Source organism: Listeria valentina (assembly GCF_011800755.1).
GTDB classification, from domain to species: domain Bacteria; phylum Bacillota; class Bacilli; order Lactobacillales; family Listeriaceae; genus Listeria; species Listeria valentina.
Window position 1 is genome coordinate 16748 of the sequence record NZ_JAATJW010000009.1, and the last position, 15288, is coordinate 32035.

General features: G+C 41.3%; 11 protein-coding genes. 8 read left to right on the forward strand and 3 right to left on the reverse strand.

The window, feature by feature from the left end; genetic code table 11:
- Window positions 1-43 precede the first annotated feature (43 nt).
- On the forward strand, window positions 44-415 hold the full coding sequence (gene rplL / locus HCK02_RS04040; protein ID WP_167628844.1) for a 50S ribosomal protein L7/L12: 372 nt from the start codon (window positions 44-46) through the stop codon (window positions 413-415).
- 27 nt (window positions 416-442) lie between these two features.
- Here rplL and HCK02_RS04045 read toward each other — a convergent pair whose 3' ends face one another.
- On the reverse strand, window positions 443-1612 hold the full coding sequence (locus tag HCK02_RS04045; RefSeq protein WP_167628845.1) for a helix-turn-helix domain-containing protein: 1170 nt from the start codon (window positions 1610-1612) through the stop codon (window positions 443-445).
- Between the two features lie 146 nt (window positions 1613-1758).
- Here HCK02_RS04045 and HCK02_RS04050 point away from each other — a divergent pair, with 146 nt between their 5' ends.
- The 4 genes from HCK02_RS04050 (at window position 1759) to rpoC (ending at window position 11209) form a co-directional block, all read left to right on the forward strand.
- Entirely contained in the window at window positions 1759-2727 is a 969-nt protein-coding gene (locus tag HCK02_RS04050) for an NAD-dependent epimerase/dehydratase family protein (RefSeq protein ID WP_167628846.1), read from the forward strand.
- Between the two features lie 77 nt (window positions 2728-2804).
- Entirely contained in the window at window positions 2805-3410 is a 606-nt protein-coding gene (locus HCK02_RS04055) for a class I SAM-dependent methyltransferase (RefSeq protein ID WP_167628847.1), read from the forward strand.
- Window positions 3411-3902: 492 nt separating this feature from the next.
- On the forward strand, window positions 3903-7454 hold the full coding sequence (rpoB, locus tag HCK02_RS04060) for a DNA-directed RNA polymerase subunit beta (RefSeq protein WP_167628848.1): 3552 nt from the start codon (window positions 3903-3905) through the stop codon (window positions 7452-7454).
- Between the two features lie 149 nt (window positions 7455-7603).
- Window positions 7604-11209: a DNA-directed RNA polymerase subunit beta' gene (gene rpoC, locus HCK02_RS04065; RefSeq protein WP_167628849.1), complete on the forward strand. Its 3606-nt coding sequence runs from the start codon at window positions 7604-7606 to the stop codon at window positions 11207-11209.
- A gap of 72 nt (window positions 11210-11281) precedes the next feature.
- Here rpoC and HCK02_RS04070 read toward each other — a convergent pair whose 3' ends face one another.
- Window positions 11282-12748, reverse strand: coding sequence for a glycoside hydrolase family 1 protein (locus tag HCK02_RS04070; protein ID WP_167628850.1), 1467 nt, complete (start codon window positions 12746-12748; stop codon window positions 11282-11284).
- 145 nt (window positions 12749-12893) lie between these two features.
- Here HCK02_RS04070 and HCK02_RS04075 point away from each other — a divergent pair, with 145 nt between their 5' ends.
- The 3 genes from HCK02_RS04075 (at window position 12894) to HCK02_RS04085 (ending at window position 14884) form a co-directional block, all read left to right on the forward strand.
- Complete coding sequence (locus tag HCK02_RS04075; protein WP_167628851.1) at window positions 12894-13430, forward strand: TetR/AcrR family transcriptional regulator; 537 nt, start codon at window positions 12894-12896, stop codon at window positions 13428-13430.
- A 64-nt stretch (window positions 13431-13494) separates the two neighbouring features.
- Window positions 13495-13908, forward strand: a complete 414-nt coding sequence (locus HCK02_RS04080) for a MarR family winged helix-turn-helix transcriptional regulator (protein ID WP_115753326.1) — start codon at window positions 13495-13497, stop codon at window positions 13906-13908.
- A 16-nt stretch (window positions 13909-13924) separates the two neighbouring features.
- Window positions 13925-14884, forward strand: coding sequence for a ring-cleaving dioxygenase (locus tag HCK02_RS04085; RefSeq protein WP_167628852.1), 960 nt, complete (start codon window positions 13925-13927; stop codon window positions 14882-14884).
- Between the two features lie 133 nt (window positions 14885-15017).
- Here HCK02_RS04085 and HCK02_RS14270 read toward each other — a convergent pair whose 3' ends face one another.
- Window positions 15018-15113 (reverse strand): type I toxin-antitoxin system Fst family toxin, encoded by a 96-nt coding sequence (locus HCK02_RS14270; protein WP_115753324.1) that lies wholly within the window; start codon window positions 15111-15113, stop codon window positions 15018-15020.
- Window positions 15114-15288 lie beyond the last annotated feature (175 nt).

Below are 15288 nucleotides of genomic sequence, written 5' to 3' on the forward strand. Positions count from 1 at the left end.
GGAAATTAGCCCCTAATAAAACATTAAATGGAGGAATTTTAAAATGGCTTTAAACATTGAAGAAATCATTGCTTCCGTTAAAGAAGCATCTGTATTAGAACTTAACGATTTAGTAAAAGCAATCGAAGAAGAATTTGGCGTAACTGCAGCAGTTCCTGTAGCTGTAGCAGCTGCTGGCGGTGCTGCTGGTGGCGCTGAAGAACAAACTGAATTCACTGTAGAACTTACTTCTGCTGGGGATTCTAAAATCAAAGTTATCAAAGTGGTACGTGAAATCACTGGTCTTGGCTTGAAAGAAGCTAAAGAATTAGTAGACAACGCTCCAAAACCACTTAAAGAAGGTGCTTCTAAAGAAGAAGCTGAAGAAATCAAAGCTAAACTTGAAGAAGTTGGCGCTAGCGTAGAAGCTAAATAATTTCACTTTAAGTAAACGAAAAGCCTGTTAGGATTCATTTCCTAACAGGCTTTTTTTATATTCGCTAGGGGTCATTCCGACTTCTTCAAGAAAAGCTCGGTTGAATGAGCGAACAGAGTTAAACCCGGCGAGATCTGAAATTTGGCTAAGGCTGGATGCAGTTGTTTGGATGAAATTTTTGGCATAACTTATTTTGATAAAGATGGCGAGTTCGCGGGCGTTCATTTGGAAAGTTGCAAGTAGTGCTTGTTCGATATTTTTCTTGGAAGTGAAAAATACTTTTTCGAGTTTTGCGAGCGAAAGGTCAAGTTTGAAGTTTTCAGTCATGAAAATATAAATTTGAAAAGCTAAAGTTGGCTCCGCTTTTTTTGATGCTTGTTGATGATAATCTTTGGGTGTTTCGGCATAAAGCAGTTTAAATTGGCGGTTAAAACTAGGGAACGAATAAAATCCAACGCTAGAAGCAATGGTTTTAATGGGCAAGTTAGTGACCTGCATAAGCGCTCTAGCATGATTAAACCGAATTTGAGTCAGATTTTGCAATAAATTTTTCCCAGTGAGTTCTTTTAGTTCTTGGTTTAGTTTTTCGGGTGTGATTTTGAAATGCTGGGCAACTTTTGCGGTGTTTAATGGTTTGTTGAAATAATAGTGTAGGTATCTTAGAGCTTTCCAGCCGGTGGTGGTACTAAATTTTGGTTTTTCTTTATAAATTTGTCGTAAATAAAGCAAAATGATTTTTGTAACGTTGGCGAGAACAATGGTTTCAAATAACGGGTCTTTAACTTCTGATTCGTGCAGGGCTTCGCGAAATAGTTGCTCCAGTTGTTTGGCATCTGGATAAGTGATAACAGGTGAAAAATAATTTTGAAACATCATTTTATGCAAGTGGGCTTGATCGGGTCCATCAAGAATCTGCAACAAAACGCGGAGTGGAAAAGCGATTTCGATCACTTCAAGATTTTCTGCGTCAGCTAGGCTTGTTGAATGATAAGGGAAAATCCATGAAAGCGAGCCTCGTGAAATGGGATAGCGCACACCGTTGATTTTAATTGTGCCATGTCCTGATATTGTGGCAAATAAACGAAGTCGCTCGGTTTCATGATCTTTACGGGCTCCGGTGGTTAAGTGTCTAAAAATGTTGAAAATAGGTGTTTCCCATAAGTTGTTAGAATAGGTATTCGTTTGCGATTGTTCCAATGTCTATCACCTCTTTTTTATTATAACTGGAATCAGGATAATAAAAAACCTCATTTTGTCTCATTTAACAAAGGGAAACGTGTTAAAGTAATATTGCGATTAATTTCACTAAGTTTCATTAGACAACTGAAAGCGAGGGAAAAAGCATGGAAAAAATATTTGTTTTAGGTGGCACTGGATTTTTAGGCTACTATACAGTGAAGGAACTTTTAAAACGTGGCTATCAAGTGGAAACGGTTGCACTACCACCGATGCCTGAAGAGGGCTTGCTGCCAAAAGAAGTTAAATGTACCCTTGGCGATATTGGAGCCATGTCGGATGATGATATAAAAGCAATGCTTAAAGGCGTTTCTGGTTTTATTTATGCAGCTGGTGCAGATGAACGGATAATACCAAAAGCGCCAGCAGAAAAATTCTTTTATGAAGCGAATGTGCTCCCAACACAACGCCTAGCTCGACTGGCTAAAGAAGCTGGAGTCAAAAACTTCGTAGTATTCGGCTCGTATTTTGCAGAGTTTGCAGAACGCTTTCCGGAAACGGGTTTGAAAGATCAACCTTATCCAAATACGCGTTTACTGCAAGAGCAAGTAGCGTTTGCTGAAGGTGAGGGTTCGATGAATGTTTCAAGTTTGCGATTGCCTTATATTTTTGGAACAATGCCTGGCAGAATGCCGCTTTGGAAAATGTTTACCGATCAAATTAAAGGACAAACTGTTTTCCCTGCGCTTAAAGGCGGAACTGCGATGGTGACGGTGGAACAAGTTGCGGAAGCGGCAGTCGGCGCACTTGAAGCTGAAAAACACCGCGCTACTTATGCGATTTGCGGAGAAAATATGAAATATCAAACTTTTTATAAATACATGGTTGATGCTTTAGGGCAAGAAACGGAAGTGCCCGTTGTACCACTTGATGCAGTTCGTGACGTCTATGAAGGGATGGATCAAGCGTCGGTAGCTGATGGAACTGAGCATGGCATTCATTCGGTAGTAACAGCAGAACTTCAAGAGTTAGATTTATTTTTGAATCCTGAAGATACGAAAGCGATTCTTGGGATTCAAGATCATGATGTCGAACGCTCGATTCGTGAAACGCTTGCGAAATGTGTAGCTGAATAAAAAGTAAGCCCGTGGTAAAAAAATATGTGCCGCGGGCTTTTTGTATGGTAGAATACACAAGTGAAGGAGGTAGTTGAATGACAAATAATCATTATTTTACAAACGATCAAAATTTATCATCAAACCGACAAACTTTTAGCTACCAGTTGCGAGGCTTTGATTTGCAGTTTATTAGTGACGAAGGTGTGTTTTCTAAAAAAACTGTGGATTTCGGTTCGCGACTTTTAATAGAAACATTCGAACTACCTGAGCTTACAGGAAAGGTGCTTGATGTTGGTTGTGGATATGGACCGATCGGACTCGGGCTTGCGAAAGATTTTTCGGATCGAGAAATAGAAATGGTAGATGTGAATTTGCGAGCACTGGCGCTAGCAAAAGAAAATGCGGCGCTGAATAACATTCAAAATGTGCAGATTTATGAAAGCTCTGTTTATGATCGTGTAGATGTGAAAAACTTTGCAGCGATTGTGAGCAATCCGCCGATTCGAGCAGGTAAAGTCGTAGTTCATGCTATTTTAGAAGAGGCATACGAGCGCTTGGCTCCGTCTGGTGAGCTTTGGATTGTGATTCAAAAGAAACAAGGTGGGCCATCTGCAGCTCGCAAAATGGAGCAGACTTTTGGGAATGTAGAGGTTGTTAAAAAAAATAAGGGTTATTATATTTATCGAAGTATAAAAGCGTAAAAGAAGTCTTGATTTTAAGGCTTCTTTTTTGTAAACTAATGGGTTGACTTTTTTTGAGGGGTGTTGTATCATAGTAAGATGCCAAAAGAATCTAGACTGTTTTTTCGCATGCCCATTTTTCTGAAATGAGCTAGGGAAATGAAGTGTTTGCAAGGGTTTTGGCAAAATAAGACATGGATGTGGTTTTCAGAGCTGACAAAGCAAATTTTAAATTTAGCTGTTGTCGTGAAACTTTTTTAGGAAAGGATCAAAGCAAGTTGAATTCCGCTTTCTTTTTGTCTAAAAACAGGCTAGATTAATTGCTCAAGTCCCACTTTCTTTCTTGTAGAATAAAGGCAAGTAGCAGGAAACTTTTGATGAACGTTTGTTTAAGCGAGTATTTTTTACACGTGTAGAAAGCTCTTTGCTTAAATGACGGGTGCGGGGGGTTCCACTGTTTCGCGATTCTATTGAAAGCAGAAAGTGTGCTTATAAATTTAAAAAATTTGAGGGGTGAAGAGTTTGTCAGGACATGTAGTACAATACGGCAGACACCGTAAGCGTAGAAGTTTCGCTCGGATTAGTGAAGTGCTTGAATTACCGAATTTGATCGAAATTCAAACAGCTTCTTATCAGTGGTTCTTAGATGAAGGTCTTCGGGAAATGTTCCGCGATATTTCTCCAATTGAAGACTTTGCAGGAAATCTTTCACTTGAATTTATTGATTATGACCTTGGAGAACCGAAATATTCGGTTGAAGAGTCTAAAAACCGCGATGCAAACTACGCAGCTCCGCTTCGTGTGAAATTGCGCCTGATCAATAAAGAAACTGGTGAAGTAAAAGACCAGGAAGTTTTCATGGGTGATTTCCCGCTCATGACTGAAATGGGAACATTCATTATCAACGGTGCTGAACGTGTTATTGTTTCACAATTAGTTCGTTCACCAGGAGTTTATTTTAATGACAAAGTGGACAAAAATGGTAAAAAAGGTTTCGGATCGACCGTTATTCCAAACCGTGGTGCTTGGTTAGAGTATGAAACAGATGCAAAAGATGTTGTGCATGTTCGTATTGACCGCACACGTAAATTACCAGTTACAGTCCTTCTTCGCGCTCTAGGATTTGGTTCCGACCAAGAAATCATTGATCTGATCGGAGACAATGATTATCTGCGCAATACGCTTGAAAAAGATAATACAGACAATGCAGAAAAAGCGTTGCTTGAAATTTATGAACGACTTCGTCCAGGTGAACCACCAACTGTGGAAAATGCTAGAAGTTTGCTGATCTCTCGTTTCTTTGATCCAAAAAGATATGATCTTGCAAGCGTTGGACGTTATAAAATCAACAAAAAACTTCACCTTAAAAATCGTTTGTTCGGTCAAGTATTGGCTGAGACACTCGTTGACCCAGAAACAGGAGAAATCATTGCATCTAAAGGAGATATCTTAGATCGTCGCAAACTCGATGCAATCATTCCAAATCTTGAAAATGGGGTTGGATTCCGTACACTTCACCCACGTGATGGCGTTATGGAAGATGAAGTACTTGTTCAATCGATTAAAATTTATGCGCCAGAAGATGAAGAAAAAGAAATCAACATTATTGGTAATGCATACATTGATGAAAACGTAAAACACATTACGCCTTCTGATATTGTTTCGTCAATCAGTTATTTCTTTAACTTACTTCATGGTGTAGGTGGAACAGATGATATTGACCACTTGGGAAATCGTCGTCTTCGTTCTGTCGGAGAACTTCTTCAAAACCAATTCCGAATTGGTTTGTCACGGATGGAACGTGTTGTTCGTGAACGGATGTCTATTCAAGATATGAGTACAATTACACCGCAACAATTAATCAATATTCGTCCAGTTGTTGCATCAATTAAAGAATTCTTCGGAAGCTCGCAGCTTTCACAATTCATGGACCAATCGAACCCACTCAGTGAGCTTACGCATAAACGTCGTCTCTCTGCGCTCGGACCAGGTGGTTTGACGCGTGAACGTGCAGGCTATGAAGTTCGTGACGTTCACTATTCACATTATGGTCGTATGTGTCCAATTGAAACACCGGAAGGTCCGAACATCGGATTGATTAACTCGCTTTCTTCTTATGCGAAAGTAAATCGTTTCGGCTTTATTGAAACACCATATCGCCGTGTTGATCCAGAGACGCATCAAGTTACAGATACAATTGATTATCTAACAGCTGATGAGGAAGATAATTATGTTGTAGCGCAAGCAAACTCGAAACTTGATGATGACGGTGTCTTCACGGAAGAAGAAATCATGGCTCGTTTCCGTTCTGAAAACTTAGCGGTTGAAAAAGAACGGGTTGACTACATGGACGTATCGCCAAAACAAGTCGTGTCTGTAGCGACTGCATGTATTCCGTTCCTTGAAAATGACGATAGTAACCGTGCCTTAATGGGTGCGAACATGCAACGTCAAGCTGTGCCACTTATGCACCCTGAAGCTCCATTTGTTGGAACAGGGATGGAACACGTTTCTGCAAAAGACTCCGGTGCTGCTGTCGTAGCAAAACACGACGGAATCGTTGAACACGTTGAAGCGAAAGAAATCTGGGTTCGCCGCGTTTCGATGGTTGACGGAAAAGAAGTTACGGGAGGAATCGACAAGTATACGCTACGTAAATTTGTTCGTTCTAACCAAGGAACTTGTTATAATCAACGTCCGAATGTTTCAGAAGGAGATCGTGTTGTAAAAGGCGAAATTCTTGGGAATGGTCCTTCAATGGATTCTGGGGAACTTGCACTTGGAAGAAACGTTCTTGTTGCCTTCATGACTTGGGATGGTTATAACTACGAGGATGCGATCATCATGAGTGAACGCCTCGTAAAAGATGATGTGTATACATCTATCCACATTGAAGAATTTGAATCTGAAGCTCGTGATACGAAACTCGGACCTGAGGAAATGACGCGTGACATCCCGAATGTCGGTGAAGATGCGCTTCGTGACCTTGATGACCGCGGTATTATTCGTGTCGGAGCAGAAGTTAAAGATAATGATTTGCTCGTAGGGAAAGTAACGCCAAAAGGTGTAACGGAACTTACGGCTGAAGAACGCTTGCTTCATGCCATTTTTGGTGAGAAAGCACGTGAAGTTCGCGATACTTCACTTCGTGTACCTCACGGCGGTGGCGGAATTGTCTTGGATGTTAAAATCTTTACGCGTGAAGCGGGAGATGAATTACCACCAGGCGTGAACCAACTTGTTCGTGTGTATATCGTACAAAAACGTAAAATTCATGAAGGAGATAAAATGGCTGGTCGTCACGGTAACAAAGGGGTTATTTCCCGGATCTTACCTGAAGAAGATATGCCGTTCCTTCCTGATGGAACGCCTGTTGATATCATGCTTAACCCACTAGGGGTACCGTCTCGGATGAATATCGGGCAAGTGCTCGAATTACACCTTGGAATGGCTGCTCGTATGCTTGGTATTCATGTTGCAACGCCTGTATTTGATGGTGCAAATGAGGAAGACGTTTGGAGCACTGTTGAAGAAGCCGGAATGGCACGTGATGCGAAGACCGTACTTTACGACGGACGTACTGGGGAACCATTTGATAACCGTGTGTCTGTTGGGGTTATGTATATGATTAAACTGGCTCACATGGTTGATGATAAACTTCATGCTCGTTCAACTGGACCATACTCGCTAGTTACGCAACAACCACTCGGAGGTAAAGCGCAATTTGGTGGACAACGTTTCGGGGAAATGGAAGTTTGGGCACTAGAAGCTTATGGTGCCGCTTATACACTCCAAGAAATCCTCACAATTAAGTCAGATGACGTTGTTGGACGTGTTAAAACGTATGAAGCAATCGTGAAGGGAGAAAGCGTACCTAAACCAGGTGTGCCTGAATCCTTCCGCGTCTTGATTAAAGAATTGCAAAGTCTTGGAATGGACGTTAAAATCTTGTCTGCTGACGAAGAAGAAATTGAAATGCAAGATTCGGATGAAGACGATTTTAATGGTCAAAACGATGCTTTCAATATTGTAAAACCAGAGGAAACTACCGAGCAGGTTGATTAACCCGCCCGATTATAAAACTCCAAAATAAATGAAAAACGAATGTTTTTGCCGATAAACTAGGTGTGTTTCTAGAAGTAGTGACTGATGAGTGGAAAAAACTTGTGAGGCTGCTTCTAGTGAACTGCCAACAAAATTAGGAGGTAGGGCACTTGATAGATGTTAATAATTTTGAGTATATGAAAATAGGGCTAGCATCTCCAGACAAAATTCGTTCTTGGTCGCATGGCGAAGTGAAAAAGCCAGAAACGATCAACTACCGTACACTTAAGCCTGAGCGTGACGGTCTTTTCTGTGAACGGATTTTTGGCCCAACAAAAGACTGGGAATGTTCTTGCGGGAAATATAAACGTGTGCGCTATAAAGGGGTTGTCTGTGACCGCTGTGGCGTAGAAGTTACAAAATCTAAAGTTCGTCGTGAACGTATGGGACACATCGAACTTGCTGCTCCTGTATCGCATATTTGGTATTTCAAAGGAATTCCAAGCCGTATGGGTCTTGTTATGGACATGAGCCCACGTGCCTTAGAAGAAGTTATTTATTTTGCTTCTTATGTCGTTACAGAACCAGGCGATACACCGCTTGAGAAGAAACAACTTCTTTCTGAAAAAGAATATCGTGCTTATCGCGACAAATATGGCCAAACATTCCAAGCTGGTATGGGTGCTGAAGCGATCAAGAAAATTCTTTCGGATATTAACCTTGAGAAAGAAACGAACGAATTAAAAGAAGAGCTTGAATCTGCACAAGGACAACGTCGTACGCGCGCGATTCGTCGCTTGGAAGTCATGGAAGCATTCCGTAACTCTGGAAACGATCCAAGTTGGATGATTCTTGACGTTCTTCCAGTAATTCCGCCTGAACTTCGTCCAATGGTACAACTTGAAGGTGGACGTTTTGCAACAAGTGATTTGAACGATTTGTATCGCCGTGTTATCAACCGGAATAATCGTTTGAAACGTTTGCTTGATCTTGGAGCACCTACTATCATCGTTCAAAACGAAAAACGGATGCTACAAGAAGCAGTTGACGCACTAATTGACAATGGTCGTCGTGGCCGTCCAGTAACTGGACCAGGAAATCGTCCATTAAAATCACTTTCGCATATGTTGAAAGGGAAACAAGGTCGTTTCCGTCAAAACTTGCTCGGAAAACGGGTTGACTATTCTGGTCGTTCTGTTATCGTCGTTGGACCAAACCTTAAGATGTATCAATGTGGTCTTCCAAAAGAAATGGCACTTGAGCTCTTTAAGCCATTTGTGATGAAAGAACTCGTAGAACGCGGTTTGGCGCACAACATTAAGAGCGCAAAACGTAAAATTGAACGCATGGCTCCGGAAATTTGGGATGTACTTGAAGAAGTTATTCGTGAACACCCAGTTCTCCTAAACCGTGCCCCTACACTTCATAGACTCGGTATCCAAGCTTTCGAACCAACGCTTGTTGAAGGACGTGCAATTCGTCTTCATCCGCTTGTATGTACTGCTTATAATGCCGATTTTGATGGTGACCAAATGGCGGTTCACGTTCCGCTTTCTGCTGAAGCACAAGCGGAAGCTCGTATTTTGATGCTAGCAGCTCAAAATATCTTGAACCCGAAAGATGGTAAACCAGTTGTTACACCTTCACAAGATATGGTACTAGGAAACTACTACTTGACGCTTGAACGTGAAAATGCTGTTGGTGAAGGAATGATCTTCAAAGACTTGAATGAAGCAAACCTAGCTTATCAAAATGGCTATGTGCATCTTCACTCTCGTATCGCTGTTTATGCCGGTTCAATTCCAAATGAACGCTTTACAGACGAACAACGCAAGCAACTACTAATTACGACAGTTGGTAAATTGATCTTTAATACAATTCTTCCAACATCGTTCCCTTATATTAACGAACCAACGAAATATAACTTGGAAATAGAAACGCCTGAGAAGTATTTCGTTGATACGACAACGGATGTAAAAGCGCATATTGCTAAACAACCGCTTGTTGAACCATTCAAGAAGAAAATTCTTGGAAACATCATCGCAGAAGTCTTCAAACGATTCCATATCACGGAAACGTCGAAGATGCTTGACCGCATGAAAGATCTTGGCTTTAAGATTTCAACAAAAGCTGGGATTACGGTTGGGATTGCGGATATCTTAACGCTTAGCGAAAAAGGAGAAATCCTTGAAGAAGCGCATGATATGGTGGAAAAAATCACGAAGCAATTCCGTCGTGGTTTGATTACAGACGAAGAAAGATACGAACGCGTTATCGGTGTTTGGAACACGGCTAAAGATGAAATTCAAGAAAAACTAATCGATAGTTTGGAACGCCTCAACCCAATCTTCATGATGCAAGACTCTGGAGCTCGTGGTAACATCTCGAACTTTACACAGCTTGCTGGGATGCGTGGACTTATGGCTGACCCATCTGGACGTATCGTTGAACTTCCAATCACATCGAACTTCCGTGAAGGTCTAACAGTCCTTGAATACTTCATCTCGACCCATGGTGCTCGTAAAGGTCTTACCGATACAGCCCTTAAGACAGCCGATTCTGGTTACCTTACTCGTCGTCTTGTTGATGTTGCTCAAGATGTTATCATTCGTGAAGATGACTGTGGAACTGATCGTGGCTTAACAATTAAAGCCATTCGTGAAGGTACTGAAATCATCGAATCGCTTGAAGAACGACTTGAAGGTCGTTATGCTCGTAAAACTGTTCGTCATCCTGAAACAGGAGAAATCCTTGTTAAGGAAAACGAACTAATCACAGAACCTGTTGCACAAGCTATCGTGGATGCAGGAATTGAAGAAGTTTCAATTCGCTCTGCCTTCACATGTAACACGAAACATGGTGTATGTAAGAAATGTTACGGTAAAAACTTGGCAACTGGAACAGAAGTTGAAGTTGGAGAAGCAGTGGGAATCATTGCTGCTCAATCTATCGGGGAACCAGGAACACAGCTTACAATGCGTACGTTCCATACCGGTGGGGTTGCCGGAGACGATATCACACAAGGTCTTCCACGTATCCAAGAAATTTTTGAAGCACGGAATCCGAAAGGTCAAGCAACGATCACAGAAGTAGCTGGTGAAGTTGTTTCGATTGAAGAAGGACGTGACCGTGGTCAAGAAATTACAATCCAAGGAACGGATGACCGCCGCAGCTATACGGTACCTTATACAGCTCGCTTACGTGTGCAAGAAGGTTCGGTAGTTGATCGCGGGGAAGCTCTTACAGAAGGTTCGATTGATCCGAAAGCATTGATTCGTGTACGTGACGTATTGTCCGTTCAAGAATACTTGCTTGCAGAAGTACAAAAAGTTTACCGGATGCAAGGGGTAGAAATTGGCGACAAACACGTTGAAGTTATGGTTCGTCAAATGCTTCGTAAGATCCGTGTCATGGATACTGGGGATACAGATATTCTTCCTGGTACACTCATGGATATTCAGTCGTTTACAGAGGCAAACCGTGATGCAATCATGAATGGTAACCAACCTGCTACAGGTCGTCCAGTCTTGCTTGGAATCACAAAAGCATCTCTTGAAACTGACTCGTTCTTGTCAGCTGCATCGTTCCAAGAAACAACACGTGTTCTTACGGACGCAGCGATTAAAGGCAAACGCGATGAACTTCTAGGACTGAAAGAAAACGTTATTCTTGGTAAACTTGTTCCAGCGGGGACAGGCATTGGTCGTTACCGCAAGCTGAAATCAGAAGTTGTGGGAGCGAAACAAGAAGATAGCGAAGAAACAACAAATGCGTAAAAATAAATAGGCAAGAAAAAAGTTCTCCAAGTTTTGGCTTGGAGAACTTTTTTTAGTATTAACCGAATTTATTCAACTTAAATCTTCACCATTTGTAGCGATGACTTTTTTATACCAATCAAAAGAGTCTTTTTTGGATCGATTCAATGTTCCATTACCATCATCATCTTTGTCTACATAAATAAATCCATAACGCTTGGACATTTCGCTTGTAGAAGCACTGATTAAATCAATTGGTCCCCAACTTGTATAACCGATCAAATCGACACCGTCTTTGATGGCTTCTTTCATTTGTTCAATGTGCTTACGCAAATAATCAATTCGGTAGTCATCATGAATTTTTCCATCCGCTGTAACGGTATCATAGGCACCAAGACCATTTTCCACAATGAATAGCGGCAATTCATAGCGACTATAAAAGTCATTTAATGTATAGCGCAACCCTTTCGGATCAATTTGCCAGCCCCAATCGGACGTTTCTAAGTATTCATTTTTGACACCGCCCATGAAGTTGCCACCTGTTTGTTTCCCATCAGGATTTGCTGAAGCTGAAAGCGACATGTAATAGCTAAAAGAAATGAAATCAACCGTGTGTGCTTTCAAGATTTCGTCATCCCCAACTTCTTTTTGGATCGAGATGTTATTTTCCGCAAAGTAGCGCTCCATGTAGCTTGGATATTCTCCGCGGGCCTGAACGTCTGTGAAGAAGAGATTCATTTGATTCAAATGCTGTGCCTTCAAAATGTCATCCGGATTGTTGGTTGCCGGGTAAGTTGCCATCCGAGCAAGCATACAGCCTACTTTAGCATCTGGGATGATTTCGTGAGCAAGTTTTGTGGCAAGCGCGCTTGCCACAAATTGATGATGCGCTGCTTGATAGCAAACTTCTAGGCGATTTTTGGCATCTTCAACTAAGACTCCGCCGCCTGTGTAAGGGCTAATCGCGATAATATTAATTTCATTGAAAGTGAGCCAGTATTTGACTTTGTCTTTATAGCGTCTAAAGACTGTTTCAGCATAAGTCGTGAAGAAATCAATCACACGGCGGTCACTCCAGCCGTTATAGTTAAGTGTTAAATTTAATGGCGTTTCATAATGGGAAAGTGTCACAAGCGGCTCAATCCCGTATTTTAAACATTCATCGAAAACGCGGTCGTAGAAGGCAAGTCCTGCTTCGTTGGGGGTTTTATCGTCCCCATTTGGAAAAATTCTCGACCAAGCAATCGAAAGTCTGAACGTTTTAAATCCCATTTCGGCAAATAAGGCAATGTCTTCTTTGTAGTGATGATAAAAATCAATGCCTTCCCGCTTCGGAAAGCGCGCATTCTGGGTGTTTCCTGCTAAAATTTCTTCTATTTGTTTTTTCGTCACATCAAGCGCGTGTTCCCCCGTTTTGCGTTCGGATTTCGGGATAAACCGCACCATATCTGCAGTTGTTAGTCCTTTGCCATCTTCGTTATAAGCGCCTTCAATTTGGTTCGCTGCTGTTGCGCCGCCCCATAAAAAGCCTTCAGGAAAGCCAGTTTTCATCTTCGCCATCATTGTCACTCCTTCAGAATATTTATTTCTTCTTTATCGTACGTTATGTAATGCATTACATGTCAAGCCGGAATTTTTCGTGTCGGAGCATTGCTAAAATGTGGTTTTTTCGGTAAACTTTAAAAAAAGAGCAATGGAGGCAGCGATGACTACAAAAGAAAAAATTATTGAATCTGCAATTTCTGTCATTCAAAGTGAAGGGACGACGAACTATAGCTTAGCAAAAGTGGCTGAGAAAACGGGGATGACCAAAGCCGCGATTTTTTACTATTTTAAAAATAAAGCGGAACTAACGCGCTCCTTGATTAGCTACACGATTGATGCGTATGAAAAAATTCTTCAAGAAGAGTATCAACTTGCAAAGCCGAACTCAGCGTTCCCATTTACGGAAGCCTATATTAATGGGAACTTGCGTCAGCTTGATGATGAAAAATTAGTCGGGCTTCACGCTGCACTGATTGGAACAGTTATGTCTGGCGAAGCAACTGGGTATGACTGGAATGATGCTTATTTGAAAGATTTTGAGCGACTTGTCCCAGAAATCGGAGAAGAACGTGCGGAATTTGTTCGCTATACGATTGATGGCATGTGGCATGCGCGGATTCTTAGAATTCCTGAATTTGCCATGGAAGGAAGAAAAAGCGTGGCTGCAAGTCTTTTATCCATGATTAAGCAAAAGTGAGAAACATTTTGCTTGCATTTTATATAGTTTAGTTCTAAACTTTAATCAAAGGAGGCCGATGAAAATGGTAAAATCGGAGGAAAGATTAGGTATTTTATTATGGTTCAGATTGAGCCGTTTCTATAATCAAAATATCAAGAAAACCAATCAAAACTTAAAAGAAGCTGGGATTTCGACGGCAATGTTTGACTGCATCGCACAAATCGGCCCTGGAAATAAATTAACGCAACAAGATCTTGGTGAAAAACTGGTCGTGACAAAAGGGAATATCACACAGTTGCTCGTCAAATTAGAAAAATTAGAACTTGTAAAACGTGAAAAAGTCGGGCGAGAAAAATTTATAGTTTTAACGGAAAAAGGAATCGCTTGTTACAAGGAATTTGTTCCCAAACAAGAAACTTTTCAACAGGAACAATTTAGTCGGCTAACAAGACCTGAACAAAAAGAACTTTTAAGGCTACTCAAAAAATTGGATTAAGATGGAGGGGTTTTAAATGGAATTAAAAGGACTACATCATGTTTCGATTTTCACTGAAAATGCAAGGAGAAACTTTGATTTTTATACAAAAGTATTGGGACTTCGCTTGGTGAAAAAAACAGTGAACCAAGATGATCCATATACGTATCATTTATATTATGCAGATGAAATTGGCAATCCAGGAACGACGGTCACTTTTTTTGAAGTGCCCAACATGGCGAGTAATCGCTTAGGTCGCAATCAAATTTCGGCTCTGGGCCTCCGCGTTCCAAATGATGAGGCGCTTCAATTTTGGAAAAAACGATTGGATGAATTCCAAATTTTCCATAGCCCGATTGAAACGCGTTTCAACCGGAAGACCATGCGGTTGAAGGATCCAGATGGCTTATTGATTTGGCTTGTTTCGGATGAATTAAACGAAGGGGTTCAAGGCGGGAATCCTTGGAAGGAAAGTCCTGTTCCAACTGAGTATGCCATCACTGGACTTGGTCCCGTTAGGATTTCTGTTTTTAAGAAGGAAAGAACTGCGCAAATGCTTACGAAAATACTAGGTTTCAAGAAAGTAGGCGAATACCAAGATGCAGGAAATTTGGTAACGGTATTCCAAACAGGGGAAGGTGGAACTGGCGCGGAAGTACATCTAGAAGAACGTGCGGATCTTCCAGAAAATAATTTAGGCGCCGGAGGGATTCATCATGTTGCTTTTCGAGTTGCAAATGATGATGAGATGATGGAGTGGATTGAGCGAATTTCGGATGCAAACTACCCGAATTCGGGTTATGTAGATCGCTACTATTTCCATTCACTTTATTTCCGTGAATCGAATGGGATTTTGATTGAACTTGCCACTGATGGGCCTGGTTTTAGAACAGATTTTGAGGTGGAACATGGCACTTATGTGGAATTGCCGCCAAAACTAGAAGCTCGTCGGGAAGAGATTTTGGGGCACCTTTCGCCACTTGATACCGATCAGTGATTGGTAGATGATTGACGAAAGAGTGTGATGGTGGTAGAATAATGACAAAGAAATGGACATTTTGAAAAATGAAAACCCCTCGCTGTTGCAGCAGCGAGGGGTTTTTATTTAGCTGGACATTGTCGCCTAGCTTTCATTTGTTGTTTTGCTTGTCCAGCATGTATTTGAACCAAGCGATTCCGCATCCGACAAGAAGTGGAGCAATAAACTCTGAAAAGAAAGTGGACATTTTGACTAGAGCCTCCTTTCTTTAAAAAATTCGTCAAGAAAGATAGACGACGGATGTATTATAGCATCTGCTTTTTTGCCGTCAAATTGGGAAAAAGGGATTTTGACACTTCAGAAAAAGAGATAAATGGATGCAAAGGCTCATCCCCACTTTTAAATCAAAGAAAAGCGTGCTA